Raw genomic sequence first — 26,452 nt, 5'->3', positions numbered from 1 at the left:
TGCCATGAACCAATCCGATATTGACACCCTCCGATCTCAGGTTCTGTCGCCCCGGGGTCACTTCATCGGGGGATGCTGGGTCACTGCCTCGGAAGGTGGCCATCGCAACGTGCTGTCGCCGATTGATGGTACGATTCTGACCCAGATTGCCGAAGGTACCCCAGCGGATATGGAGGCGGCAATTGCTGCTGCACGGGCGGCGTTCGAAGACGGCCGCTGGTCGCGTCGTTCTCCTGCTGAACGCAAGAAAGTGCTGCTGAAACTGGCCGATCTGGTCGAAAAGCACGCCCTAGAACTGGCAGTTCTCGGTGTGCGCGACAATGGCACCGAGATCACCATGGCCATGAAGGCCGAGCCGATGTCCGCGGCCGGAACGTTCCGCTACTACGCCGAGGCGATCGACAAGGTTTATGGTCAGATCGCCCCCACGGCGGACAGCGTTCTGGGCCTGATTCATCACGCGCCTGTTGGTGTGGTCGGGGCGATTGTGCCCTGGAACATGCCGCTGATGATCGGCGCGTGGAAGCTGGCTCCGGCACTGGCCACCGGCAACTCTGTGGTACTGAAACCGGCCGAAAGCGCATCCTTATCGCTGTTGAAACTGGCCGAATTGGCCGCCGAGGCCGGATTGCCTGACGGAGTGCTGAACGTCGTCACCGGCTCGGGCCGGGTGGTGGGCGAAACGCTGGCGCTGTCGATGGATGTGGACATCATGGTGTTCACCGGCTCGGGTGAGACAGGCCGGCGGTTGCTGGAATATTCGGCACGGTCAAATATGAAACGCTGCTATCTGGAACTGGGCGGCAAATCCCCCAACATCGTCTTCAATGATGCGCCTGACCTGAGTGAGGCCGCCAAAGTGTCGGCGGGCGGCATCTTTCGCAACGCGGGCCAGATTTGCATCGCCGGATCGCGCCTGCTTGTGCAAGAGGACATCCACGACGATTTTGTTGCCGAACTGGTCAAACACGCCGAGGCGATGCGCGTCGGCAACCCGCTGGATCTGGACACGCAAATCGGTGCGGTTCATTCACTGCCCGAACTGGACTCCAACCTGGAATTCGTCGCCAAGGCCGAGGCCGAAGGCGCCGATCGCCGAACCGGCGGCGGGCGTATCCTTGAAGAAACCGGCGGTTACTATATGGCGCCAACCGTGATGACCGGGGTGAAGTCCACCCACAACCTGTTCCAGAATGAGGTGTTTGGTCCGGTTTTGGCCGTGACGTCCTTCAAGGACGAGGCTGAGGCGCTCCGACTGGCCAATGACTCGGTGTACGGTCTGTCCTCGGGCGTGTGGACGTCAAACCTTGGCCGCGCGCACCGCATGATCGCGGGTATCCGGGCAGGCGTTGTCCACGTGAACACCTATGGCGGGTCTGATTTGACCGTACCGCTGGGCGGTGTTCGCCAATCGGGCAACGGGCATGACAAGTCGTTGCACGCGCTTGAGAAATATCTCGACCTGAAAACCGCTTGGATAAAACTCTGACCAAAGGCCACCCGAATGACGCTTTCTGCGAAATCCGCCGAGCTTGTTGAACGCCGATCCAAATTGCTGGGCCCAAATGTTTCAACTTTTTATGATGAACCGCTTCATATCGTGAAGGGTGAAGGTGTCTGGCTGTGGGATGCGGACGGGCGCAAATACCTGGATTGCTACAACAATGTGCCGCATGTCGGTCACTGCAATCCCCGCGTGGTCGATGCGATCTGCCGTCAGGCATCGACGCTCAACACCCATACCCGTTACCTGCATGACGGTATTCTGGACTATGTCGAGAAACTGACCGGCACAATGGATGCCTCGCTGGACACGGCCATCCTGACCTGCACCGGGTCCGAGGCGAACGACATCGCCCTGCGCATGGCCGAAGGCATGACCGGCAAGCGCGGCATCATTGCGACCGATGCCACCTACCACGGCAACACTTCACTTGTCAGCCAGCTAAGCAAATCGAATGTGCCGACGGTTGGCTTTGGTCTGGATCAGTATTTCCGGTTTGTGGAAGCCCCTGACAGCTATCGCAATCCGGACCCGGACGGTCGCAAGTTTGCCGATGCCGTGGCCGAACAGATTTCCGAACATGAAAAGTCTGGCATCGGCTTCGCCGCTTTGGTCGTCTGCCCCTATTTCCTGAACGAAGGCTTCCCCGACCATCCAGATGGCTGGCTGAAACCCGTGGCCGAGGTGGTCCACAAGGCCGGGGGCCTGCTGATCTGTGACGAGGTGCAATCCGGCTTTGGCCGCACCGGCACCCATATGTGGGCGCATCAGAAAATGGGAGTGGTGCCGGACGTCATGACCATGGGCAAACCAATGGCAAATGGCCATCCAGTGGGTGGCGTGGTGACGCGCAACGAAATCCTGGCCACGTTCCGCAAGGGCTATCGGTACTTCAATACATTCGGCGGCAACCCGGTCTCCTGCGCGGCTGCGATGGCGGTGCTGGAAGAGATCGAAGACAAGAACCTTGTCGCCAATGCCAAGGCGGTGGGAGATCACGCCCGCGCACGGATGTCGGCGTTGCAGCGCAAGTACGATTTTATCGGCGACGTGCGCGGCTCGGGCCTAATCTTTGGGGCTGAGATGGTGCTGGATCGGAAAAGCAAGGAACCAGCCAGCGAGTTCACCGACCGGGTAATCAACGCGATGCGGCACCGAGGGGTTATCCATTCGAAACTCGGCCGCCACAAGAATACGCTCAAAATCCGGCCGCCCATGCCGTTCTCGAAAGAGAATGCCGATCTGCTATTCGATACACTGGACGAGGTTTTGACCGAAACCCCGCCGACCCTATGACCCCGATTGTCGAGCAAGCCCTGACCCTTTGGGGCATGGAAGGCGCCGAATGGTTGCTGGTCGCGGCCCGTGAAAACCATGTCTACCGGGTTCAGGCGGGCACTAGAACCTTTGCTCTGCGCCTGCACCGCAAAGGGTTGCATTCGGATGCTGCCCTGCGGTCTGAATTGCAGTGGATTGCCAAGCTTGGGGCAAAGGGCGTCGGTGTCCCCACGCCCGTACCGACCAAAGATGGCTGCTATCTGCATCTGCTGGACGGTATTCAGGTCGATATGCTGGATTGGCTGCCCGGTCGTCCGCTGGGATCGACCGAAACCGGGATCGACCATGACGACCGTAACGGGATCTTTCAGGTTCTTGGGCGTGAGATGGCGCGGCTGCACAAGATCAGCGATGCCTGGACACGACCTGAGGATTTTGCACGCTGGTCCTGGGACCGCGCCGGGTTACTGGGGGACACCCCTCTGTGGGATCGTTTTTGGGAGAACGCGACGCTGTCTGAAGAGGATCGCGCCTTGTTCACCGCATTTCGTGAAACAGCAGACCATGACCTGCGGAATGTCGAAAGCCAGCTGGACTATGGCCTGATCCACGCCGATCTGGTGCGTGAAAACGTGATGGTCCAAGGCAGCAAAGTCTGGCTGATCGACTTCGACGATGCCGGGTTCGGGTTCCGCCTGTTCGACATTGCGACGACATTGCTAAAAAACCTGCACGAACCGGACTATGACGTTCTGCGAGACGCCCTTCTTGTGGGGTATCGGTCGGAACGGGAGCTCAACACCGGGCACCTCGATCTGTTCATGGCCCTGCGTGCAGTGACCTATGTCGGCTGGATATCGTCCCGCATGGACGAAGATGGATCAGAAGCGCGCAATATGCGGTTCACGGAAACCGCCCGGGGACTGACAACGCGTTACCTCGGATAACACGCATGGACGGGAGGAAAACATGACCAAAAAGACGATCCTGCTGATTGGGACATACGACACAAAAGAGCCCGAAATGCGGTTCATCGAAGGCGCCGTACGGGCGCAGGACGCGGATGTGCTGACGATGGACGTCTCCGTCCTAGGCGATCCGGAAACGCCGACCGATATCTCGAAACACGACGTCGCCGCCGCCGAAGGCATGTCCATCGACGAGGTGATCGCGCTGGGGGACGAAAACAAGGCATTTCGTGTCATGTCTGCCGGGGCCGCCAAAGTGGTGGCAGAAGCCTATGCCGATGGCCGCTTTGATGGGATGCTGGCCACCGGCGGAACCATGGGTACCGACCTTGCGCTGGATTGTGCGCAAGCGCTGCCGATGGGTGTGCCGAAATACATCGTCTCAACAGTCAGTTTCTCACCGTTGATCCCACCACACCGCTTGGCCCCGGACATTCAGATGATCCTTTGGGCTGGCGGTCTGTATGGCATGAACTCGATCTGTCGGTCCTCACTTGCCCAGGCCGCAGGGGCTGTGGTCGGCGCGGCCAAAGCCGCCGTCGCGCCTGGCCGCAGCAAACCCCTGGTCGGCATGACCAGCCTTGGGTCGTCCTGCCTGCGCTACATGAAAACCCTGAAACCTGCACTCGAAAAGCGTGGCTTTGAAGTGGCCGTGTTTCATTCGACAGGTATGGGCGGTATGGCCTTCGAGAAACTGGCCGCCGAGGGCGCCTTTGCCTGCGTCATGGACTTCTGCATGCAAGAATTCGGCAATATGCTGGCAGGCTCTGTTGTCTCAAGCGGAGAAGATCGCCTGACCAATGCCGGTTGCGTTGGCACGCCACAAATGGTCGCCCCGGGCGCGCTTGACCTATTGGACTTTGCGGGCTGGCAAGAGATCCCGGACCAATATGCAGATCGCCCCTTTCACGAGCATAACCGCCTCATCAAAAGCTCGGTTTTCAATGGCGAGGAACGCCGTGCCTGGATCCGAGAACTGGCGAACCGACTGGAAGCTGCAACCGGGCCCGTCCACTTCTTCCTTCCGGTTCAAGGCGTCGAGGCATGGGACAAAGAGGGTGAGGAAGCTCATGATCCCAAAGCGCTTTCAGATATGGTTGACGAAGCCCGCAAAATCATGCCGGGCCGGGTGCCGATGACCGAACTGGATGTCCACATCAACGACACCGCATTTTGCGATGCGGTCTTAGCTCAATTTGATGAGTGGGTTGAAAGTGGGCTTGTAAGCCGCGACTAGCGATCTTGGGGGTATGGGCAAAGCGGAAGCTGCTCAGATTGCATCCCCGCAACTGCTGCTTGCGGCTCAGCTGCTAGTCTGTTTCAGCCGGGTGTTGCTGGAATGCGAGTAGGTACAGCCTTTGCGGCACAGCGAAGTTGATCCGGCGCCCTACTCCGAGCTGAAGATACTCGAGATCGAAATCAAACAGCGCCGCGTACTGTCAGATGATCAGAGCGAGGTTGCGTTGATGCAGGTACGGTTGCGGGCTTCCACTTTTCCCAACTGGCTTTCTGCCCTCTTCCTTCGCAATGACGACCGAGATGATTTCCTGCATTGCAATGTGCGGTCGGATACCTCTGAACATCACTTATGGACAAGGAAGCAAATTCAATTCCGCTCAGAAGCCAGATAACTGCGAATCGACTGTTTAGGCATCTTTCCAACCGAACAGAATATCCGGTCGAAGCTGTAACGGGCTTTCCGCAAACTCCGGTTCAATCTTTGTTGCAACGGCTCAAACCCACCCAAGCGAGCCTCTAAGGGAGTCAGGCAAGTTATTGATAACAAGGGAGCGGGCGCTCCTGCATCATTTAGATTCGGTTTATCGTTGACTTTCGTTTCAAATGAAACGAGATTGTTGCAAATGTAACGATGTGGCCGAATCCTCAAGAAACGAGCCGAATTCCAGCTGCATCGCGTCTTTGGAGGATACTCATGGCCAAGGCATTCGCGTCCCAGGGGGACATGTCGGAAAAGAAAATTTCGTTCACCGAGGTTGGCGAAGGGTTGTATGCCTTCACCGCCGAGGGCGATCCGAATTCAGGCGTTATTATCGGCGATGACAGCGTGATGATCGTCGAAGCGCAGGCCACGCCGCGTCTGGCCAACAAGGTGATCGAATGTGTGCGCTCCGTCACCGACAAACCGATCACCCATGTGGCGCTGACCCATTATCACGCGGTCCGCGTTCTGGGCGCCAGCGCCTTTGGCGCGCAACAGATCCTGATGTCGGACATGGCCCGCGCGATGGTCGTAGAACGGGGCAAGGAGGACTGGGACAGCGAATTCCAACGCTTCCCTCGCCTGTTCGAAGGGCATGAGAGCATCCCAGGTCTGACCTGGCCTACCACCACCTTCAGTGACACGATGACCGTTTATCTGGGCAATCGCCGGATCGATCTGATGCATCTTGGCCGCGCACATACCGCAGGCGATATCGTCATTCACGTGCCCGACCAGAACGTTATGTTCACCGGTGACATCGTGGAATACCACTCGGCCTGCTATTGCGGAGACGGGCATTTCAATGATTGGGGCGACACACTGGACCAGATCAAATGGTTCGACGTCGATGCCATCGCACCGGGTCGCGGGGATGCTCTGATCGGCAAGGACATGGTGAATGCCGCCATCGAAAACACGCGTGATTTCGTCGAAAGCACCTATCGACCGGTGTCGAAGGTTGCGGCCCGTGGCGGGTCTTTGAAAGAGGCCTGGGACGCCGTGCGCGCCGAATGCGATCCGAAATTCGCCGACTACGCGATTTACGAGCATTGCCTGCCCTTCAATGTCGCCCGCGCCTATGACGAGGCCCGCGGCATCGACACCCCACGCATCTGGACCGCTCAGCGCGACCTTGAGATGTGGGAGGCCCTGCAGGGATGAGACAATTGGCCCGGCCGTTCGGCCGGACACCCAATCAAAGTGAAACGCGCGCAGCTAGAGGACAAATCCGATGTTCGATGATAGATACACGCTTGCCTACAAGCGTTATCCCTATGAGAAATCGACCGATCAAGACGCCGCATCACCGGTCCGCCACCCTGTCGTGGTGATGGGCGGTGGGCCGATTGGCGTGGCCACCGCGCTTGATCTTGGGCGTCAGGGTATTCCGACACTGGTGCTGGACGACCACGAAGGCGTCGGCATGGGATCGCGCGCGATCTGTTTTGCCAAACGTTGTCTTGAGGTTGCTGGCCGCTATGGCTGCGGCAAGCCGATGGTCGACAAAGGGGTGGTATGGAACCTCGGCAAGGTCTTTCACAAAGACGACCAAGTTTTCGAGTTTAACCTGCTGCCCGAAGAAGGCCATGAATATCCCGCCTTCATCAACATGCAGCAGCCCTACTACGAAAGCTACCAGCTCGACCGCTTTGAGGAGTTGCAGGCGCAGGGAGCCCCGATTGAGATCCGCGGCAAGAACCGCGTGGATGCCGTCAAAGTGCACGACGATCACGTCACCCTTTCCATCATGACGCCGGATGGCTCCTATACGCTCGAAGCGGACTGGCTGATCGGGTGTGACGGTGCCTCTTCACCACTGCGCACGATGCTGGATCTGGATTTCACCGGCAAAGTGTTCCAGGACAGCTTTCTGATTGCCGACATCAAGATGAAAAACGACAGCTTTCCGACCGAACGCTGGTTCTGGTTCGAACCGACGCATGGGTCGGGTGCGTCCACCTTGCTGCACAAGCAACCCGACGATGTCTGGCGCGTGGATTTCCAGATCGGCTGGGATGTCGACCGCACCGAAGAGATGAAAGAGGAGAACATTCGCCGCCGTCTCGACGCGTTCCTGGGCAACGGTGTCGAATATGATCTGGTCTGGTCCTCCATCTACACTTTCCAGTGCAAACGCATGGACAGTTTCCGCCGCGGTCGGGTGTTCTTTGCCGGGGACGCAGCGCATCAGGTGTCGCCCTTTGGCGCACGCGGAGCTAACTCGGGCATGCAGGATGTCGACAATCTCGGCTGGAAACTGGGCATGGTGATGCGCGGTGAAGCCCCAGAAAGCCTGCTGGACACTTACGACGCTGAACGCATCCATGGCGCGGATGAAAACATCCTGAATTCGACCCGTTCGACGGATTTCATCACACCAAAGTCCGAAACGAGCCGCATTCTGCGCGACGCCGTGCTGTCGCTGTCTGAAAAGTACGAATTCGCGCGCCCCATGGTGAATTCTGGTCGCCTGTCGGTGCCTTGCACCTATGACGGGTCGCCGCTCAACTCCGCAGATGCCCTGAACGGCCCCGCGCAGTCGCGCCCCGGATCGGTTTGCCCCGATGCGCCGCTGGGCGACGATTTTCTGCTGTCCAAACTCGGCGACGAATTCATCCTTTTGACCATCGACGCCGATGCCCCTGACATGATCGAGGAAGACGGTGTTCAGGTCACGCGCCTGGCCCTTTCGGTCAAGGATGACAAAACCGGCGCTCTGAAAAAGCGGTATCTGGGCGAGGCCGACAGCGCGGTCTACCTGATCCGCCCGGATCAGCACGTGGCCGCTCGCCGGCCTGGCTTTGACGAAAATGCAATCCGCGCTTCGATCCGGCGCGCGGTCGGCAAGGAGTAGGCCCCATGACTGATTTGATCCTGACCCCCAACATTTATGGCGTCGATGATTTCTACGCCGAACTTCTGGCCGCTCATGACGGGCTGGAAAAAGAGCAAAGCGACGCACTAAGCGCCCGCCTGATCCTGATCCTGGCCAATCACATCGGTGAACGCTCGGTTCTGACCGAAGCGCTCAAAGCCGCCGAAATCTGAGACTTCATAGGGAGGAAACTATGAAACTGAAGCTGAAAACCCGCGCCCTCGCCTGTATTGGCGCAACATCCATCGCCCTGTCGCTCGCGTCGAGCGCGATGGCCGACACCACACTGGCCCTGTCCAGCTGGCTACCACCGCGCCACCCGATCGTGTCGGGTGCGATCAAACCCTGGGCCAAACAGGTAGAAGAAGTCACCGAAGGACGCGTGACAGTCCGTGTTCTGGCCAAACCATTGGGTCCGCCACCCGCGCATTACGACATGGCCGCCGACGGTATTGCCGACATCACCTATGGCTTGCACTCCTTTACCACGGATGATCGTTTCTCACGGTCGCGGATCGGTCAGTTCTCTTTCATCGGTGACGACGCCGTGGCTGGCTCCAAGGCTTTCTGGAACGTGTATTCCGGTCCGCTGGAAGCCCAGAAAGAGCATGAAGGTACAAAGCTTCTGGGCCTGTTCGTGCATGGTCCGGGTATGTTGCATAACAACGTTCGGCAGATCGAGACAGCAGATGATTTTGCCGGTCTAAAGATCCGCGTTCCTGGCGGCTACATTTCCGATCTGATGTCTGGCCTTGGGTCGACGACACTCTTCATGTCCTCGGGTGAGGTCTATGAGAAGCTGTCGCGCGGTGTGATTGACGGGGTGACCTTCCCTTATGATGCTTTGGCCGCATTCAAGCTGACCGAAGATGTCAAATATACGATGCAAGTGCCCGGCGGTCTCTACAACACAACTTGGTTCATGGTCATGAACGAAGACAAGTGGAACGAGATTTCCGCTGAGGATCAAGCCGCGATCGAGGCGATCTCGGGCGAGGCTTTTGCCACGCTGGTTGGCGAAGCCTGGATCGGAGCCGATGAAAAAGGCAGCGCAGCTGCTGAAAAGGCTGGGATCACGGTTTATGAAGCTCCCGCTGCCGTAGTTGATGCGATCAAGTCCCGGGCGGCGGACGCAGAAGTTGCATGGTCCGAGGCGATCTCGGCTGATGGTTACGACGGAGCGGCTGCCCTCGAAGAACTGCGTAAGCAGGCTGGCGTGGACTTTTAATCTATGGAGCGGCTTCGCCATCGTTTCCCCGACCAGCCCCCGGAAGAGGGGCTGGACATCGGGCTGCTGCTTGACAGGACGCTTGGTGCCGGTGCCGCTCTGATCCTGTTCTGCCTCATCCTCATCACTTGTGTGGATGTGATCGGACGTTACTTTTTGAATGCACCGCTCGCTGGTGCATTCGAACTCACAGAAATTCTGCTGGCTGCCTTGGTTTTCCTGGCGCTGCCGCTAACGACAGAGCGGCGTGAGCATGTCGAAGTCGACCTGCTGAACATGGTCCTCGGCAAGCACACCCAACGCCTGCTTTCGGCTTTCGCCGGGCTGTTTTCGGCAGCCCTTCTGGCCACTTTCGCCTGGCGGCTCTTCACCCATGCGGCCAAGTCAGCCCATGACGGCGCAGTCAGCAACGCGCTGGAGATTCCGCTGGCGCCCTTTGGCTATCTGGCAGGCGTTTCCTGCATGGTCTCGGCCTTCATCGCCTTTCTGCGTGGTTTGCAGCCGCCGAAAGAGCGCAACAACAACCAAACCCCGCCGGAGGCTCTGCCATGATTGAATCGCTGGTCGGTTTTGCCGTCCTTCTGGGGCTGATCCTTTTGCGAGTACCGATTGCCTTTGCCATGGCCGCAGTCGGCGGGTTCGGCTTTGCTTATATGCGCGGCTGGGAACCGGCTTGGGCGATGACCGGCCAAGTGGCTTTCGATACCGCACTGTCCTACAGTCTGTCAGTCATTCCGCTTTTTATCTTCATGGGCAACGTGCTGGCTGGTTCCGGCGTCGCGCATGGCCTGTTTGCGGGTGCTGACCGGCTGTTCGGCAAGCTGCGCGGTGGCCTCGCCATGGCATCCGTCTTCTCTTGCGGTGGCTTCTCCGCGGTGTGCGGGTCCTCGCTGGCGACGGCTGCGACCATGTCCAAAGTCGCGATGCCGTCGATGCGCAAGTTTGGTTATGATGACCGGCTGGCTACCGGGTCGATCGCGGCGGGTGGCACGCTGGGCATCCTGATCCCACCCTCGGTGATCCTGATCATCTATGGGTTGTTGACCGAAACCAACATCGCCAAACTGTTCATCGCCGGGATCATCCCGGGCATCATCGGAGTAGTGCTGTACCTCGGCGCGGTCATGGTTGCGGTTCGCGTGAACCCTGCCCTCGCGCCAGAGGAAGAGAACACCGAACCGATGAGCCGGACCGATCTGATTGGCGTCTTCTGTGTGCTGGGCCTGTTCCTTTTCATCATGACTGGGATCTACGGCGGGTTTTTCACACCGACCGAGGCGGCAGGTATGGGCGCAGGCGCATCGGTGCTGATCGCTGTGGCCTTGCGGTCCATGACATGGGGTGGATTCTTCGCTGCCACGATGGATTCCATCCGAGCAACTGCGATGATCTTCGCCGTCATCATCGGGGCCGAGCTGTTCACCAATTTCATCAACTTCGCCGGTCTGCCCGATGCGCTGTCCAGTTTTGTGATCGACAATGAAATGCCGGTCTGGGCCGTGATCGTGTTCATCATTCTGGTCTACATGGTGCTTGGCTGTGTGCTGGAAAGCCTGTCGATGATCCTGCTGACGGTGCCGGTCTTCTATCCGCTGATGTTCGAGTTGGAGTTCGCAAACGAACTGTTGCTCGACCCCGAAAACGCGCTGATCTGGTTCGCCATTGTCGTTGTTGTCGCAACCGAAATCAGCCTGATCACACCACCGGTCGGCATGAATGTCTTCGTGCTTAAAGGCGTTCTGCAGGACGTGTCGCTGGCAACCATCTTCAAGGGCGTCCTGCCCTTCTGGATCGCCGACATCCTGCGGCTGGCCCTGCTCATCCTCATTCCCTCACTGTCGCTCTGGCTTGTGGGATTGATGTGAACCATCCAGATCCAACCCCTTCGGAAAGGAGGACACGATGAAAATCGAGAAAATTCACCACGTTGCCTATCGCTGCAAGGACGCCAAGGAAACCGTCGAGTGGTACGGAAAGATGCTGAACATGGATTTCATTCTGGCAATTGCCGAGGACCATGTGCCCTCGACCCACGAGCCGGACCCCTACATGCATCTGTTCCTGGATGCCGGTGATGGCAACGTCTTGGCGTTCTTCGAGCTACCTACCAAGCCCGAGATGGGCCGCGACCCGAATACTCCGATCTGGGTTCAGCACATCGCCTTCAAGGTCAAAGACCGCGCAACCCTGATCGAGTTCAAAGAGCACCTGGAGGCCAACGGCGTCGAAGTTCTTGGAGTCACCGACCATTCGATCTTCCATTCAATCTATTTCTTCGATCCCTCAGGCCACCGGATCGAACTGGCCTGCCCCGACCCAGAGGAAGAAGCGATGCTGGCACGGATGGACGAGGTGAAATGGCTGATGCTCGAAGATTGGTCGAAAACCAAGAAAGCACCGAAACACGCTGATTGGCTGCACGCCAAAGAGCTCAACAAAAGCGCCTGATGCACCTTCTCGCGCCGGATGTCTGATCCGGTGCGGGACCTGAAGCCGTCGGGTTTTGACAACGCGCTAAGACTTGCTGGATGAGGTCATGAAACTTTACTCCTATTGGCGTTCTACGACCTCATACCGGGTCCGGATTGCTCTGAATCTCAAAGGTCTCGGCTATGAAACCAGCCCGGTCAATCTGGTCGCCGGTGAGCAGTGTTCACCCGACTACGCGGCACTTAATCCTTGCAAGGGTGTTCCAACCCTTGTTCTTGAGGACGGCACTGTTCTGACCCAGTCGCTTGCGATTATCGAATATCTGGACACTATCGTCCCTGAGCCTCGGCTATTGCCGACAATACCGCTCCAACGCGCCCGCGTTCAGGCCGCTGCACAGACCATAGCGTTGGACATCCACCCGGTGAACAACCTCAAGGTCCTGACCCACCTCAAGACCCATATGGGGCTTTCGGCAGATGGCCAGCTTGATTGGTTCCGCCACTGGATGACTGAAGGATTTACCGCCTATCAAGCACTGCTGCCAAAGCGGACGGCGTTCAGTTTCGGGGATTGTCCCGACCTCGCCGACATCTGCCTCGTAGCCCAGCTTTATAACGCGCATCGCTGGGGCGTCGATATGTCCCCCTTCCCGCGCCTTCTCGAGATCGAGGAACGCGCCCTTTCCCATACAGCGTTCAACGACGCCCGCCCCGAAAATCAGCCCGACGCGGCTTAAAGGTGTAACCATGACGAAACTCTTGCCCTCTTGGGTCGAAAGCGCCAACTCTGCCACGACCGACTTTCCGCTAAACAATCTGCCCTACGGTGTTTTCAGAACCGACGCGGGCGCGCCGCATTGTGGCGTCGCTATTGGAGACATGATCCTCGACGTTACGCAGATGGAAGTGGACAACAAACTTGATCTGCCCGAGGCGTCAGTGTTTTCGAGCGGGTCATGGAATGGATTCATGGCGCTTGGGGCTCAAGTCTGGAGCCAATTCCGCGCTACTCTGACCGAGACACTGGCCGCAGGATCTGCCCGTCAGCACGAACTGACCGCCTATCTTGTTCCGATGGCCTCCGTCACGATGGCTATGCCGTTCGACGTCGCCGAGTACACGGATTTCTATGCAGGCCGCAATCATGCGTTCAATGTCGGCACCATGTTCCGTGGCCCTGAAAACGCCCTGCCCCCGAACTGGCTGCACATACCGATCGGCTATAACGGACGTGCGTCATCGATCGTGGTCAGTGGCACGGACATACGGCGCCCGTGGGGCCAGCTCAAAAGCCCTGATATGGACGCGCCTATCTTTGCCCCGTCCCGGCGATTTGATCTGGAACTGGAGATGGGCGCGATCGTTGGGCAACCTTCCGACGGACCTGTATCGGTTCAGCAGGCCGATGACATGATCTTTGGCTATGTCCTTCTTAACGACTGGTCCGCGCGCGACATTCAAGCCTGGGAGTACCAGCCGCTTGGCCCGTTTCAGGCAAAGGCCACCGCGACCACGATTAGCCCGTGGATCGTCACCAAAGCGGCGCTGGAACCCTTCCGCACCTCAACCCCCGAGCGCGAAAAAGAACTACTTCCTTATTTGCAGGAACCCGGCCCGATGCTTTATGACGTCGCCCTTGAGGTCGGGCTGGCACCTGATGGTACGGCAGAGACGATTATCGCGCGCACCAACTACAACGAGATGTATTATTCCGCGGCCCAGCAACTTGCCCACCACACGACCAGCGGCTGCCCGATGCGCGTGGGTGATTTGCTGGGATCAGGCACAATTTCCGGCCCGGAAAAGGAAAATCGCGGCAGCCTACTGGAACTTAGTTGGGGCGGCAAAGAGCCTCTGACCCTGGACAGCGGAGACGAGCGCAGCTTTCTGGAAGACGGTGATACGCTGACCCTGCGCGGTGCCGCGCATGGTAAGGATTATCGTGTCGGGTTTGGATCCTGCACGGGCACGCTGCTATCGGCCAATGATCGGCCGTGACGGAGATGGGCAGAGGTCATTTTGACCTCTATCCTCTTTTCAGTCGGCTTTGGCCACTATCATAAGCGCCGAAATTCCCTGCTCCAGCGCTTCGCGATCCTCTGGCGTCAGCGCATCAAGCATACGGTTGGCCCGTTCCCGCACCTTTGGCTCTAGATGCTGAAACTGGCGAAACCCCTCGGGCGTGCAGCGATAAACCCGGATTCGACGATCCTCATCTGAGGTTTCGCGAACGATCAGCCCCTTTTCATCAAGGCGTTTGGCCGCCCGGCTGACCTGTACTTTGTCAAGTGTCGTCCGCCGTGCGAGGTCCAGCGACGTCATGCTTTCTACATTTGCCAGTAGAAACAGCAATCGCCATTCCTCACGCGACAGGCCCAGTTCGCGTTCATAGACGTCCGTCAGGTTTCTTGAGAACGCTTCGGACGCTACAGCCAATCGGTATGGAAAAAAATCATCGAGTTGCATGCTTTGCGTAGAATAAGCCAATATCGTTTCACCTGCAACGATATGTTCGCCGTTAGATCCAGCAATATTTCATGAAACAGACCGCCTCGAAACAGGCGGTGGACGGTATGGAAACATCTGGGTCGACAGAGGTATTGCTGACAACCACCCTGTCCTCGCGGCGTTCGACATCCAGTTTGATCGCCCCTATCAGCGGCACGAAGGGACCACGCACCACGGTCTGCCCAAGGTGAATAACCATATCAATCTTGCCATATTCGGACTCGACCGCGTCCCACAGGGCAATGCACTCACGTACAGTTGCGCGACGGGTTCCGGCAGACAGGTAATCTTTGGGCAGGCCTGCACGTTTGAGCACCCGTTCTGGCGAGATTTTCAACACCTGCGTCGCGGTGCAGATGCTATTGGAAGCGCGTCTTCATTGTTGGCCTTTGGTGTCCTGCAATGAGCCTTCGCTGTTCCCACTCGAAAATCCAGAGGGGACAAGAGGCCTTGGAGCAACTTGGCAACCCCTTGGCATGATTGGGCAGTCTCACAAACGACGTTTGCTAGCAAACGAACCTGACTCACCACGATAATCCTCAGGAAGCCTGGCGCACTTGGGTTTCACTCTGGGTTCTGTCGCAAGCGTTGCCGCCTCCGGTTCAGAGCGTCTGATCAGACCGGTACCTATGTGTCAGTTTTCCTTGTTCACACAAATCTGTTCACATAGTTTTCTAGCATTTCCTGGCGGCCCGACTTTGGCTCAGGATTGATCCTTTCATGAACAACACGAGCGGCGATTTCTTCCAGACTGCTGTCCAACATTGACGCCGCTCCGGGTGCGCTCCAACCAGAGTACCGTTCTGACTGCGCTCGTTCCAAGCCGCCGTCTTCAATCATTGCGGCCGCAGCTTTCAAGCCTCGTGCACAAATGTCCATTCCACCCACATGGGCTGCCACAAGATCTTTCGCATCAAGCGACTGCCGACGTATTTTGGCGTCAAAATTTGTGCCCCCGGTTGTAAATCCACCAGCTTTCAAAATGTAGTAATATGCCAAAGCAACCTCTGGCGTGTTATTCGGGAACTGGTCCGTATCCCACCCAGATTGGTAGTCGTTGCGGTTCATATCGATCGAACCCAACATGCCCTCTGAGGAGGCGACAGCGATTTCATGCTCGAAGCTATGCCCGGCAAGGATCGCGTGCCCCTGCTCAAGGTTAAGCTTTACTTCGTTCTCCAACCCGTATTTCCGAAGAAATCCGATGCAGGTTGCCGCGTCGTAATCGTATTGATGCTTAGAGGGCTCCTGAGGTTTGGGTTCCACAAGAATGGTGCCCTTGAACCCAATCTTGTGCTTGTATTCCACTACCATGTTCAGAAACCGGCCCATGTGGTCCAACTCGGTTTTCATATCCGTGTTCAGCAGAGTCTCGTACCCTTCACGTCCGCCCCAGAGCACATAGTTTTCGCCACGCAGTTTATGGGTCGCATCCAAGCATGATTTTACAGTTGCTGCGGCAAACGCGAAAACGTCGGGATCAGGGTTAGTGCTGGCACCAGACATCCACCGGCGGTGGCTGAACATATTGGCCGTCCCCCAAAGCAACTTAGTACCAGACACCTGCATCCTTTCACCGATATAATCGGTGATTTCTTCCAGGGTTCTCAGGTTGTCGGCAAAATTGCCCTGTTCGGGCCGGATGTCAGCGTCGTGCCAGCAAAAATATGGCTGGCCCAAAATCTCGAACATTTCGAAAGCGATGTCTGCCTTCAGACGGGCTCGCCCCATATCATCCTGCGGGTGCCATGGGCGTTCCAAGGTCGCTCCTCCAAAAGGGTCTCCTCCTTCCCAAGCAAAAGAGTGCCACCAAGCCACCGCGAACCGCAAATGGTCTTCCATACGCTTACCCATGACAATTTCGTCCGGATTGTAATACCGGAAGGCCATCGGGTTCTTACTGTCCACGCCTTCAAACTGGATCTTTTCGATCCCATCAAAAAATCCGCTTGGCATTTCTGCCCCCTACTCTGCTTTTTGTGCTGGCTGCTTGCCGAGAATGATCATCGACAAAAGATCGTCATCAGTTACGTCTGCGATATCGACCGTCCCCACCAGTTTTCCGTTCTTCATGACCGAGGCGCGATCGCACAGTTCCATAACGGCATGCACGTCGTGATCGATCAGAAATATCCCGATGCCTTGCGCCTTTAACTGGTGGATCAGATCCGCCACCATCTGAGTTTCATGCGGCCCAAGCGCTGCTGTCGGCTCATCCATGATCAGAATACGCGCATTGAAGTAGACAGCCCGAGCGATCGCCACTGATTGTCTTTGCCCACCCGACAATGCGGAGACCGGGTCATTGAACTTCTGAAAGTTCGGGTTGAGCTGCGCCATAATCTTTCGGCATTCTGCCTCCATGGCTGCGTCGTTGACCAAACCAAAAGGCGTCGTCATCTCGCGCCCCAGGAACAGGTTCGATGTCGCATCCAAATTGTCGGCCAGCGCGAGCGTCTGATAGATTGTTTCAATGTTGTTTGCTCGCGCGTCACGGGGATTGCCGATCTCGACCGGTTTGCCATCGATCAAAATCTCGCCATGGTCCATTTGATAGGCACCAGACAGCACTTTGATCAGCGTGGATTTTCCGGCTCCGTTGTGCCCCAGCAAACCAACGACTTCACCCGGATAGAGATCAACTGACACATGGTCGACAGCCTTGATCCCCCCGAAGGAAATCGAAATATCGCGCATCTCGACCAATGGCGGAGCGCTAGAGCCACGTCCAGAATTGGAGCGGGTATTCTGCGTATCCAGAGCTTGCATCATTTTGCCCCCAGTCGCTTGCGGTAGACGATGTCGATATAGACGGCCAGCACAAGAACGCTGCCGACCACGATGTTCTGAAACGGCGCGTCGACACCAACCATGGCCATTCCTGATTGAAGCGCTTGCATGATCAGTGCGCCAAGGATCGCGCCGTAAATAGTGCCGACGCCACCTGACAAAGCGGTTCCGCCGATAACTGCGGCGGCGATGACCCTTAGCTCGTCCAGCGTACCGATATCGTTCGAATGGTTCGCTAGGCGCGCCGAGGCGACTACAGCTGAAACGGCACACAAAAAGCCCATAAGAGCAAAAATCTTCACGGTCAGCAGCCGGGTATTGATGCCGGAAAGTTCTGCTGCATCCGGGTTGCCGCCGGTGGCAAAGATGTATCGGCCAAACCGGGTTTTCCGCGCAACGATCGTCAGTGTCACCGCAACGATAATCAATATCAGCACCGAAATTGGTATGCCGTAACCCACAACAAGCCCTTCGGGCATCGTCTCTCCGCGCGCTTCGAACATGCGTTGCAGTCGGCGCGTTGGAATGGCGTAACTATTAACGATGAAAACGTATCCGAGGATCGCAATCGCGATTATCCCAGCCATAGTGGTCTCGGCCCAGATCGGTTTGACAGGGAAACCGTGTGCGGCCTTTGCCCGCCGCCCGCTCCACAAGGCCCAGATAGCGATTGCTGTAGCGAATAGCCCGAATAGCCAGCTTGTCGTTGCCCCCAATGTTCCGTTTGTACCGCCGAACATCAGGAATGTGCTGTCCAGCGGACCAATGGTTTGACCACTGGTCAAATACCACGCCACATTCCTCCAGACCAAAAAACCACCGAGAGTGACAATGAAGGCCGGTATCGTAAGATAGCCAACCATCCAGCCGTGGAACGCACCAATCAGTGTGCCTACAAACAGCCCGACCACAATAGTAATCGCCCAGGTTGCTGGGTTGTTCAAACCCATTCCTAGCATGTGAGGCAGCAGCTCGGTTTGCGTCATCGCCATCACGGCCGAAGTTGTTGCCAAGAGCGCTCCGACCGACAAATCGATGTGCCGCGTGACGATGATGAACACCATCCCACACGCCATAATTGCCACCGAAACTGTTTGGATGGACAGGTTGAACAGGTTGCGAGGTGTCAGGAATCGACCATCTGTAAAGATATTGAACCCGATGCAAAGGATGACAAACGCGCCGATCATACCCAAAAGCCGCATATCCAGTTCCAACTGCTGGAACAGGCTGGGTTTTGCTTTTTCTGGCATCGGCTGAGACGAAGTTTCGGTCATTTCCGATCTTTCATATTCAGCAATGGTCCCCGGCCCAAACAGGGCCAGGGACTTTGAAGTTTAGTTGCAGGGAGCAGGGCCGTTTTCAACGCCCTGGCAAAGGTCTTCCAGTGGGATCCATCCGGCATCTACAACCACTGACAGGTTGTCCTTGGTGATCGGCACTGGTGCAAGGAAGACCGAGTTCATCTCTGTGCCCCCGGGTGACGTCCAGCTGACGGCCCCGTCGACATCTGCAGGACTTGTTCCGCCACTCAGCGCGACCGCGATCTCGCCGGCGGCCTTACCCAACTCACGCGCATCCTTCCAAACCGAAACGGTCTGAGTTCCCAATGCAACCCGGTTCAGCGCCGCGTGGTCACCATCCTGGCCAGAGACCGGAATGCCTTCCATGCCCTGCGCTGTCAGTGCGGCCACAACGCCACCTGCAGTTCCGTCATTCGAAGCAACGACCGCGTCCACGTTGTTTTCACTGGCCGTCAAAATCTGCTCCATGTTCCGTTGAGCATTGGCTGGCAGCCAACCATCTGTGTAGGCCTCGCCAACAATGACGATGTCACCACTATCGACCGCTGCGCCGATGATTTCTTGCTGGCCGCCCCGCAGGAAGTCGGCATTTGGATCGGTTGGAGAACCTTTGATCATGACATAGTTGCCCTTGGGCATCGCCTCAAAGACTGCGCGGGCTTGCATTCTTCCGACCTCAACGTTGTCAAAAGTCAGGTAGAACGCACGATCGTCCTCGATAAGACGGTCATAAGCGATTACCGGGATACCTTCATCGGCCGCCGCCTGCACAGCCGGTCCAATTGCCTGCGCATCTTGCGCGAGGATGATAAGCGCGTCCACACCCTGTGCGATCAGGCTTTCGATGTCTGAAAGCTGCTTGGCGGAAGATGACTGTGCATCGGCCGAAACATATTCAGCGCCCCCTGCTTCAAGCGCCGACTTAATGGCCGCTTCGTCCGTCTTCCAGCGTTCTTCCTGAAAGTTGGACCAGCTTACACCGACGACCGGCTCTGCGAATGCAACCGAGGCCAATAAGGTGGCCGCAGCTGAGAAGCTGAGAATTCTTTTCATGATTTCCTCCCATTTGCTGAGCCATCGCATCACGATTCGCGGCTCTGACAGTTCTAATTACCATATTTATTTCAGCCGGTAAAATATTTAGTCTACAAGAAACGCTAAATCTCAAATAGATTGGACCAACAGCAAGATTCGCGAGTACAAGATGCTGAAAAGCAAAGCCTCACCGATTTCTTTGGAACAAAGACATACAACCCGCCTGCGGGTGTTGGAGCATATCAGAGCAAAGGGCGCCGTTCCGCGGATCGAGATCGCAACGGCCTTGCAGACCAGCCCTGCAACAGTGACTGCAGCGACTGCCGATCTCATTTCAGCGGGGCTAGTCAAAGAGATTGAAGGCGAAACGCAATCCAAGTCCGTGAAAAGAGGCCGGCCTAAGGTTTTGCTGCAATTGGACGGTCAGTCTTTCCTTGTGGCGGGACTAAAGGTGGCACGCCAGATGATCTCGATCATTCTGGTCGATTTTGAGGGCAACGAAGTTACTTCACACAAGTTTCCCTTAAACAACGCCAGAATGTCGCCTGCAGAGTTTGTTTCGACCATCCACATTGCGCTTAGTGAAGCCTGCGCAAAAATCGATGGCTCTGTTGAGCAACTGGCAGGCATCTCTATCGGGGTAGCAGGCCATGTCGATGCAAGCAGAAACTTTGTTCATTGGTCATCATCGATAACCGAAAGAAACATTGATTTCAGCCGCTTACTCTCAAACCAACTGCCTTGCCCCACATTCGTAGAAAACGATGCCAACCTTGTCGCCAAAGCCGAACAGCTATTTGGGCTGGGCAAAGGTCTGAAAAATTTCCTCGTCGTCACGATTGAACATGGTGTCGGCCTTGGCATCGTTCTCGATGGCAAACTGTACCGCGGAGAAAGAGGTTGCGGAGCTGAGTTCGGACACACCAAAGTGCAGCTTGACGGAGCCCTGTGTCAGTGTGGTCAACGCGGATGTCTTGAAGCCTATGTCGGGGACTACGCATTGGTCCGGGAAATGACAGTGACAGGACAAAATAATGAACTAAAGACCGTGTCCGACATACAGGATCGCGCCATTTCCGGCGATGAAAGAGCGGCTTCGGTACTTGCCCGCGCGGGTCAGATGTTCGGACTTGGCCTGTCCAATCTGATCAACCTGTTCGACCCAGAGTGTATTATCGTATCAGGCCCGCAAAAGAGCTTCGAACATCTTTGTACGGATGAGGTTATGGCCCGCATCCGAAGTGGCGTCATCAGCGTCGACGCGCCTTTGCCTGAAATCAAAGTGCACCATTGGGGCGACCTTATGTGGGCCAAGGGCGCAGCCGCGTACGGGATTGAACAAATCTCGATCCTTAAAGTTAAGGAACTTGCAGCAAATGCGATTTGACCTTGCGGCATTATCGGTTTTCGCCACAGTCGCCAGCGCGGAGACAAAAATCCCCGAGTTTGTCAGCATTGAAATACCGCCGCATGTTTACGATGGCGGCTGGGAACACTTCGTTGGCGGCGGCGTGGCCGTGTTCGATTGCAACGGGGACGCACTGCCCGAATTGTTTCTGGCAGGCGGATCAAATCGATCTCAATTGTTCAGAAACACATCGCGGGAAGAGATCTCTTTTCAAGCTCAGACGCCTGACCAGCTTTCCTTGACCGGGGTAAGCGGGGCGTATCCATTGGACGTGGATAGCGACGGCCTAATAGATTTAGCAATCTTGCGTGTAGGCAAAGACCTCCTTCTCAAAGGCCATCCGGGCTGCCAATTCAGCCCTTTCGAAAACCTTGGTTTTCAGTCCGAGGATCACTGGACGACGGGTTTCTCGGCCACTTGGGAACATGGGCAGTCTTTACCAACCTTGGCGTTTGGAACTTATGTCGATCGGTTCGACCCCGAAGGCCCATTCCAGTCTTGCGGTCCGACCCTGCTTTATCGCCCCGAGGAGGGCAGTTACCGACCGCCACAACATCTTGAACCAGGGTTTTGTTCGCTGTCCATTCTGTTCTCGGATTGGGCCCGAAACGGGCGCGCGGACCTTCGCGTCAGTAACGACCGCCACTACTACGTGCGGGGTGGTCAAGAGCAGCTTTGGGCCATGGAACCTGAACCACGGCTGTATGCGCTCGAAGAAGGGTGGCTACCCTATTCAATCTGGGGAATGGGGATCGCCTCACGGGATCTGACCGGAGACGGTTTTCCCGAGCTCTATCTAACGTCTATGGGCGACCAAAAACTTCAGGTTTTTGATCCTGAAACTAACGGCCCAACTTGGCGCGACGCTACTTATGAAATGGGCACGACAGCCCATCGGCCTCATCTCGGTAATGACGGAAGGCCATCAACCGGGTGGCACGCACAGTTTGGTGACGTGAATAATGATGGTCGGGACGACATATTCGTCGCCAAAGGCAATGTTGAACAAATGCCGGACGCCGCTATGAACGATCCCAACAACCTTCTTTTGCAAAACTCCGATGGTTCGTTTTCCGAAGCCTCAGCGAACGCCGCTGTTGCGTCGATGGCGAAATCTCGCGGAGCGGCCCTTGCAGACTTAAACAACGATGGGAGTATGGACCTTGTGGTCATCAACCGTGGTTCGGAACTAGAAATCAGCCAAAACACGTCACAGGGCGGAAATTGGTTGTTGCTTGATATCTCTCAGAACCAATCTAACCGTGCAGCTGTGGGCGGGTTTGTCGAAGTCAGAACCTCGCAGGGTGTTCAGACTCGCGAGATAACAGTTGGCGGCGGCCACGCCAGTGGTATCGCCGGGCTTCACCATTTTGGGCTTGGGAGTGAGGATCGAGCGCAGGTTCGCGTGATCTGGCCGGATGGAGAGGCAAGCGAATGGCTGGAACACCCCTACAACCAGATCACTCGAATTCACCGTTGATCATCGATCCACTGGCAGACCGCTTGGAACCTGATCAGGTATACCGAGCCGCTCGGCTGGGTCTTCGAGGCTTTTCAGAAAGCTGAGAAGCATGACGATCTCTTGATCTGTCAGGGCGACTTTTGCCAGATTGTTGCTTTCGGCGATCGCGTCCAAGTGCTGTTCGTCCAACAGAGGACTTTGATCTTCAGAGCCCGGAAAGGCTGGCAGCAGGGCCATCTCAATCGAGTAGTTTCGTAAGGACGTCACCGGGTCCAGATGGTGGCGCACCATATCCTCAAGCCGGGCGTATGCTCCGCTATGCCCATACGGAGCTGTCAGCGTCACGTTGCGTAGAGATGGCGTGCGAAACGCGAACCCATCTTTGGGGTTACCAGTTACACGAAGACGACCGTCGTCTCTGACGTGGTTCTCAAATCGCGCCGCTTTTCCCGGACCGATCTGCGGCATCGCAATCGAATGAAACTTGTGATCAGTCTGGAACCAGCCCGAGTGGCAATTGCTGCATCCCGCTTTTCCATAGAACAACTCCATGCCGAGTTTGGCATCCTGCGACAACTCGACCTCACCACGCATTGCGCGATCAAATGGGCTGTTATCCGCGCGCCACTCGAAGGCAATAAAATCAGCGATTGCATTGGCAATTGCCGTGAATGTGATCCCATCATCTGGCGAGATTTCTTCAAACCTTTGGCGGTATTCAGCAATAGCTGCGACACGTGTCGCTATCAGGTCCCACGCACCGCCTCGCTGTGTCAGAAAACCAAGGCGAACCGCTTTGCTCACATCATTCTCGGAATAGTGACCGGCCATTTCGTCCGCCGATAAAACCGGGAACATTGCTTGTGCCGCCAGCGCCGACTTGAAACCGGATCTCATGTGTGTGCCCAGCGGTGTTCTAATACCCTCAGGTTGCGTTGGGTCTGAATCCAGTCGGCCATCATGGAAAAACGTCTTAAATTCAGTGGCCCCGAGGTTCCACAGCCCGGGTGAATTTCTCGGAATACGTTGCTCAGGGGTGTTCTCTGGGTCCAACCTGCGCTCTGCGCCTAGCCCAATCCCTCCTTCTCCAATGCCAAGGGAAAGGCCGTCTGAGGTGCCAAGCCTGGGATGATGACAGGTTGCACAGCTGATATTTTCGTTCCCTGACAATATCGGGTCATAAAACAGCAAACGCCCAAGCTCGACACTCGCGAAATCTGGTTCAAGAAACTCTGGCAGCGGGCCAAACGTCTGAGCGTTCGCGCCACCAAGGCTCGCGATCGACACGCTGATAGTCAAAAACAGCGAACTAGCTCTCATTTTGAACCTCAGAAATTTCTAACGTAAGCACCTGTCGGTAGGGTGTCTCAGGGGTGCAGATAACTGAAGGAAACATTGGGATATTGGGTGCGTTAGGGTAACCCGATGGCTCAATGCACAAACCGGACGAAACACAAAGTGACTTTGCCTTTTTGTACCCCGAATAGATCTGCGCTCCGGGTTGGTCGGAATAGGCACTTAGCGTAAGACCAGAGGGTGCCGTGAATTTAGCGACCGGAACCGATGGGTCATGATCGTGATCGAAGCAGAAGTAGTGATCGATCGTCTCCGAAACACATCCAATTGTTTTGGGCGTTGAAAAATCCAGTTCGCTTTCTTTGGTCGCACGCACTTGGCCCGAGGGAATTCCCTGATCGTCGATTTCCAAGTATCGGTTTGAAGCAAGCTTCAGCTTGTGCGCATCAACTCCCTCTGAACCACCCAAAGTATAGTAATTATGCTGCGTCAAGCTTATCGGAGTTGGCCGGTCAGGCTGCGCGGCCATCGAATAAACCAAACGCGGAAATTGCAGGCTGATCCTAACCTCAAACCTTACTTCGCCGGGAAAACCGCTTTCCCCGTCGCGTGAGACGTAACTTAGAAAAACCTCATTCTGAGCAATCCGTTCAATGTTCCAGAATTGCTTGGAGAGTCCGTCCTCGCCACCATGCAAGTTGTTTTCGCCTTCGTTGGCACTTAGCTGGAAAAGGGCGCCTCCCAGGTTAAACCCTGCACCACCAATCCGATTTGCAACCCGCCCGACAATCGCGCCCATGTAACGGGTATCGGTCAGATACACTTTCGGATCTTCGAACCCAAGAATGAGCGGTACGCCCTTGTACCACCAGCCCTGCGTTATAGCCCCGTAGTTCAGGACTGAAAGGCGCATTGCTCCATCGGCAAGAAGAGCCGTTTCAATCTGACCAAACGTATTCGTTTCTGGTTTCATCTTGCTGAAAGTGGCGCGAGCGCCGCGTAGTACTGCTTGTAGCGCCTGTATGCGTCTTCGTAGGTGTCAATCAGGTCGTTGCGAGGTTCGATTCGTTCTTCGATTTCAGGTGGAATCATGATTTGTGCCGGATCGGCGCCGTTGGCGGCACATATTGCGAGGCGTGCAGCGCCCATTGCTGCACCGAATTCGCTACCTTTGGGCACGTCCAGTGAAACCTGCAAAACTGTGGCCAAGGTTTCCAACCAAAACCGGGATCGCGCGCCTCCCCCAACCGCCATCAGGTTATGCGGCTGGGTTCCGGTGCTTTTCAACGCTTCCAGACAATCTCTCATTGCAAATGCAACGCCTTCCATCACGGACTGGGTTAAGTCATTAGGTTCGGACGACACGTCTACACCCAGAAATGCGCCCCGGATTCGACTGTCGTTATGCGGTGTCCGTTCACCTGAAAGATATGGCAGAAAAGTGATCGATGAAGGCCCATTCAACTTGCCGGGTAACGCTGCAGCGAGTTTTTCCACCGGTTCACCCAAAGTTCGCGACAACCAATTCATACTGTTAGTTGCGGAAAGTATGACGCCCATTTGTATCCACCTATCGGGGACGGCATGACAAAAGCAATGCACAGCAGTTTCCGGAGCAGGCGCACAGGATTCTCTCGCAACCAGCAACACACCGGATGTTCCAAGTGAAACGAACCCCGCACCGTCGTTAATGCTCCCGATTCCGCAAGCTGCGGCAGCGTTGTCGCCCGCACCGCCTGCAAGGACAACCGGAGTCGAAAGCCCCCACTCCTGTCTCAACTCAGCCTTGAGCTCTCCACCCGGATCGCTGCCCTCGATCAAGCGAGGCATTTGCTCGGCCCGCATGTGACCCATGGAAAGTGCTTTTCCCGACCACTGCCGCGTCTGGACGTCCAACCAGGATGTTCCCGCGCTGTCTGACACGTCCGAAATGTACTCTCCCGTCAGCCAAAACCGCAAATAATCTTTCGGCAACAATACTTTGCCTACCTTTGAGAACACATCTGGCTCGTGCGTACGCAACCACTCGAGCTTTGGCGCTGTAAACCCCGGGAATACTATGTTCCCTGAGATTGTGCGCATCCCCGGCGTTTGATCCAGTATCTCTGCCTCATCAGCGGACCGCGTGTCATTCCAAAGAATACAAGGTCTTAGCACCTCACCACTTTTATCCAGAAGTGTCGCACCATGCATGTGCCCGCTTAGGCCAATACCGCGCAGTTTGGAAAAAGCCTGCTCGTTGTCTGCGCGGATTTTCCCAACAACCTCTTGGCAAGCGTTGATCCAGTCCAGAGGGTTCTGCTCAGACCAACCGGGATTTGGCGAAGAGGTCAAAATGCTGACTTCGGCATCACCAAAGACAAGGCCGGTGTCATCTACCAGAATCCCCCGGAGACCCGACGTTCCCAAATCCAATCCCAAGTACATTCGACACCACCCCCAGGAATTTATTTTACCTACTGAAATTAATATATGTAGAGGTCTTGTCAAGGCGCTGACAGAAAGGGGCTTTCAGTCAGAATTGAATTCTTCTTAGTCACACCAGTGAGGCCGCCCCTTGTGCCGCGCCAAGCCCCACCACTAGGCAAACGCGGCAGAGCGCATCTTCTTGCGAAATCCATACCGGTTGAATGCGATTGTA

Annotated in this window: 24 protein-coding genes; 15 read left to right on the top strand and 9 right to left on the bottom strand. The window is 56.2% G+C overall.

Annotated elements, in window-relative coordinates:
* The first annotated feature begins 4 nt into the window (after positions 1-4).
* The 13 genes from AC2FEE_RS23265 to fahA all read left to right on the top strand — a co-directional run bounded on the left by AC2FEE_RS23265 (position 5) and on the right by fahA (position 14,006).
* A complete protein-coding gene (locus tag AC2FEE_RS23265; protein WP_496867829.1) occupies positions 5-1,489 on the top strand; it encodes an aldehyde dehydrogenase in 1,485 nt (494 codons plus the stop codon).
* A 15-nt stretch (positions 1,490-1,504) separates the two neighbouring features.
* Positions 1,505-2,800, top strand: coding sequence for an aspartate aminotransferase family protein (locus tag AC2FEE_RS23260; RefSeq protein ID WP_496867828.1), 1,296 nt, complete (start codon positions 1,505-1,507; stop codon positions 2,798-2,800).
* Positions 2,797-3,729, top strand: coding sequence for a phosphotransferase enzyme family protein (locus AC2FEE_RS23255; protein ID WP_496867827.1), 933 nt, complete (start codon positions 2,797-2,799; stop codon positions 3,727-3,729). The genes AC2FEE_RS23260 and AC2FEE_RS23255 overlap by 4 nt, the downstream gene beginning before the upstream one ends.
* Positions 3,730-3,751: 22 nt before the next feature.
* Positions 3,752-4,987 (top strand): Tm-1-like ATP-binding domain-containing protein, encoded by a 1,236-nt coding sequence (locus AC2FEE_RS23250; RefSeq protein ID WP_496867826.1) that lies wholly within the window; start codon positions 3,752-3,754, stop codon positions 4,985-4,987.
* A gap of 696 nt (positions 4,988-5,683) precedes the next feature.
* On the top strand, positions 5,684-6,634 hold the full coding sequence (locus AC2FEE_RS23245) for an MBL fold metallo-hydrolase (protein WP_496867825.1): 951 nt from the start codon (positions 5,684-5,686) through the stop codon (positions 6,632-6,634).
* Positions 6,635-6,704: 70 nt separating this feature from the next.
* A complete protein-coding gene (locus AC2FEE_RS23240) occupies positions 6,705-8,327 on the top strand; it encodes an FAD-dependent oxidoreductase (RefSeq protein ID WP_496867824.1) in 1,623 nt (540 codons plus the stop codon).
* A gap of 5 nt (positions 8,328-8,332) precedes the next feature.
* The gene (locus AC2FEE_RS23235) at positions 8,333-8,521 is read left to right on the top strand and encodes a DUF2783 domain-containing protein (protein ID WP_496867823.1); all 189 of its coding nucleotides are present in this window, start codon (positions 8,333-8,335) and stop codon (positions 8,519-8,521) included.
* A 20-nt stretch (positions 8,522-8,541) separates the two neighbouring features.
* Positions 8,542-9,576, top strand: a complete 1,035-nt coding sequence (locus tag AC2FEE_RS23230; protein WP_496867822.1) for a TRAP transporter substrate-binding protein — start codon at positions 8,542-8,544, stop codon at positions 9,574-9,576.
* A 3-nt stretch (positions 9,577-9,579) separates the two neighbouring features.
* Positions 9,580-10,128, top strand: a complete 549-nt coding sequence (locus AC2FEE_RS23225) for a TRAP transporter small permease (RefSeq protein WP_496867821.1) — start codon at positions 9,580-9,582, stop codon at positions 10,126-10,128.
* The gene (locus tag AC2FEE_RS23220; protein WP_496867820.1) at positions 10,125-11,441 is read left to right on the top strand and encodes a TRAP transporter large permease; all 1,317 of its coding nucleotides are present in this window, start codon (positions 10,125-10,127) and stop codon (positions 11,439-11,441) included. The genes AC2FEE_RS23225 and AC2FEE_RS23220 overlap by 4 nt, the downstream gene beginning before the upstream one ends.
* Positions 11,442-11,478: 37 nt before the next feature.
* The gene (locus AC2FEE_RS23215; RefSeq protein ID WP_170516642.1) at positions 11,479-12,024 is read left to right on the top strand and encodes a VOC family protein; all 546 of its coding nucleotides are present in this window, start codon (positions 11,479-11,481) and stop codon (positions 12,022-12,024) included.
* An 88-nt stretch (positions 12,025-12,112) separates the two neighbouring features.
* Positions 12,113-12,745: a maleylacetoacetate isomerase gene (gene maiA, locus AC2FEE_RS23210; protein WP_496867819.1), complete on the top strand. Its 633-nt coding sequence runs from the start codon at positions 12,113-12,115 to the stop codon at positions 12,743-12,745.
* 10 nt (positions 12,746-12,755) lie between these two features.
* On the top strand, positions 12,756-14,006 hold the full coding sequence (gene fahA, locus AC2FEE_RS23205; RefSeq protein WP_496867818.1) for a fumarylacetoacetase: 1,251 nt from the start codon (positions 12,756-12,758) through the stop codon (positions 14,004-14,006).
* Between the two features lie 39 nt (positions 14,007-14,045).
* Here the strand turns inward: fahA and AC2FEE_RS23200 are convergent, their stop codons facing one another.
* The 6 genes from AC2FEE_RS23200 to xylF all read right to left on the bottom strand — a co-directional run bounded on the left by AC2FEE_RS23200 (position 14,046) and on the right by xylF (position 19,663).
* The gene (locus AC2FEE_RS23200) at positions 14,046-14,474 is read right to left on the bottom strand and encodes a MarR family winged helix-turn-helix transcriptional regulator (protein ID WP_496867817.1); all 429 of its coding nucleotides are present in this window, start codon (positions 14,472-14,474) and stop codon (positions 14,046-14,048) included.
* 52 nt (positions 14,475-14,526) lie between these two features.
* Positions 14,527-14,832: a hypothetical protein gene (locus AC2FEE_RS23195; RefSeq protein ID WP_496867816.1), complete on the bottom strand. Its 306-nt coding sequence runs from the start codon at positions 14,830-14,832 to the stop codon at positions 14,527-14,529.
* Positions 14,833-15,164: 332 nt separating this feature from the next.
* Positions 15,165-16,472 (bottom strand): xylose isomerase, encoded by a 1,308-nt coding sequence (gene xylA, locus AC2FEE_RS23190; RefSeq protein WP_496867815.1) that lies wholly within the window; start codon positions 16,470-16,472, stop codon positions 15,165-15,167.
* A 9-nt stretch (positions 16,473-16,481) separates the two neighbouring features.
* A complete protein-coding gene (locus AC2FEE_RS23185) occupies positions 16,482-17,285 on the bottom strand; it encodes an ATP-binding cassette domain-containing protein (protein WP_496867846.1) in 804 nt (267 codons plus the stop codon).
* The gene (locus AC2FEE_RS23180) at positions 17,285-18,583 is read right to left on the bottom strand and encodes a sugar ABC transporter permease (RefSeq protein WP_496867814.1); all 1,299 of its coding nucleotides are present in this window, start codon (positions 18,581-18,583) and stop codon (positions 17,285-17,287) included. Before AC2FEE_RS23180 ends, AC2FEE_RS23185 begins: the two co-directional genes overlap by 1 nt.
* Positions 18,584-18,643: 60 nt before the next feature.
* Positions 18,644-19,663, bottom strand: coding sequence for a D-xylose ABC transporter substrate-binding protein (xylF, locus tag AC2FEE_RS23175; protein WP_496867813.1), 1,020 nt, complete (start codon positions 19,661-19,663; stop codon positions 18,644-18,646).
* Positions 19,664-19,814: 151 nt separating this feature from the next.
* On the opposite strand from xylF, the gene AC2FEE_RS23170 reads away from it, so the two are divergent.
* Both AC2FEE_RS23170 and AC2FEE_RS23165 read left to right on the top strand, forming a co-directional pair.
* A complete protein-coding gene (locus AC2FEE_RS23170) occupies positions 19,815-21,032 on the top strand; it encodes an ROK family protein (protein WP_496867812.1) in 1,218 nt (405 codons plus the stop codon).
* Complete coding sequence (locus AC2FEE_RS23165) at positions 21,022-22,533, top strand: CRTAC1 family protein (RefSeq protein WP_496867811.1); 1,512 nt, start codon at positions 21,022-21,024, stop codon at positions 22,531-22,533. The genes AC2FEE_RS23170 and AC2FEE_RS23165 overlap by 11 nt, the downstream gene beginning before the upstream one ends.
* On the opposite strand, the gene AC2FEE_RS23160 is transcribed toward AC2FEE_RS23165, so the two are convergent.
* From AC2FEE_RS23160 to xylB, 3 genes are read right to left on the bottom strand one after another with little or no spacing between them, the layout of a single operon-like run.
* Positions 22,534-23,835, bottom strand: coding sequence for a cytochrome-c peroxidase (locus AC2FEE_RS23160; RefSeq protein WP_496867810.1), 1,302 nt, complete (start codon positions 23,833-23,835; stop codon positions 22,534-22,536).
* A complete protein-coding gene (locus tag AC2FEE_RS23155; protein WP_496867809.1) occupies positions 23,825-24,784 on the bottom strand; it encodes an aldose epimerase family protein in 960 nt (319 codons plus the stop codon). The genes AC2FEE_RS23160 and AC2FEE_RS23155 overlap by 11 nt, the downstream gene beginning before the upstream one ends.
* Positions 24,781-26,238 (bottom strand): xylulokinase, encoded by a 1,458-nt coding sequence (xylB, locus tag AC2FEE_RS23150; RefSeq protein WP_496867845.1) that lies wholly within the window; start codon positions 26,236-26,238, stop codon positions 24,781-24,783. The genes AC2FEE_RS23155 and xylB overlap by 4 nt, the downstream gene beginning before the upstream one ends.
* Positions 26,239-26,452: the final 214 nt, after the last annotated feature.

Source organism: Ruegeria sp. YTSC199 (assembly GCF_059609725.1).
The sequence above is the reverse complement of the archived record's forward strand: the minus strand, read 5'-3'. Positions and strand labels throughout refer to the sequence as shown.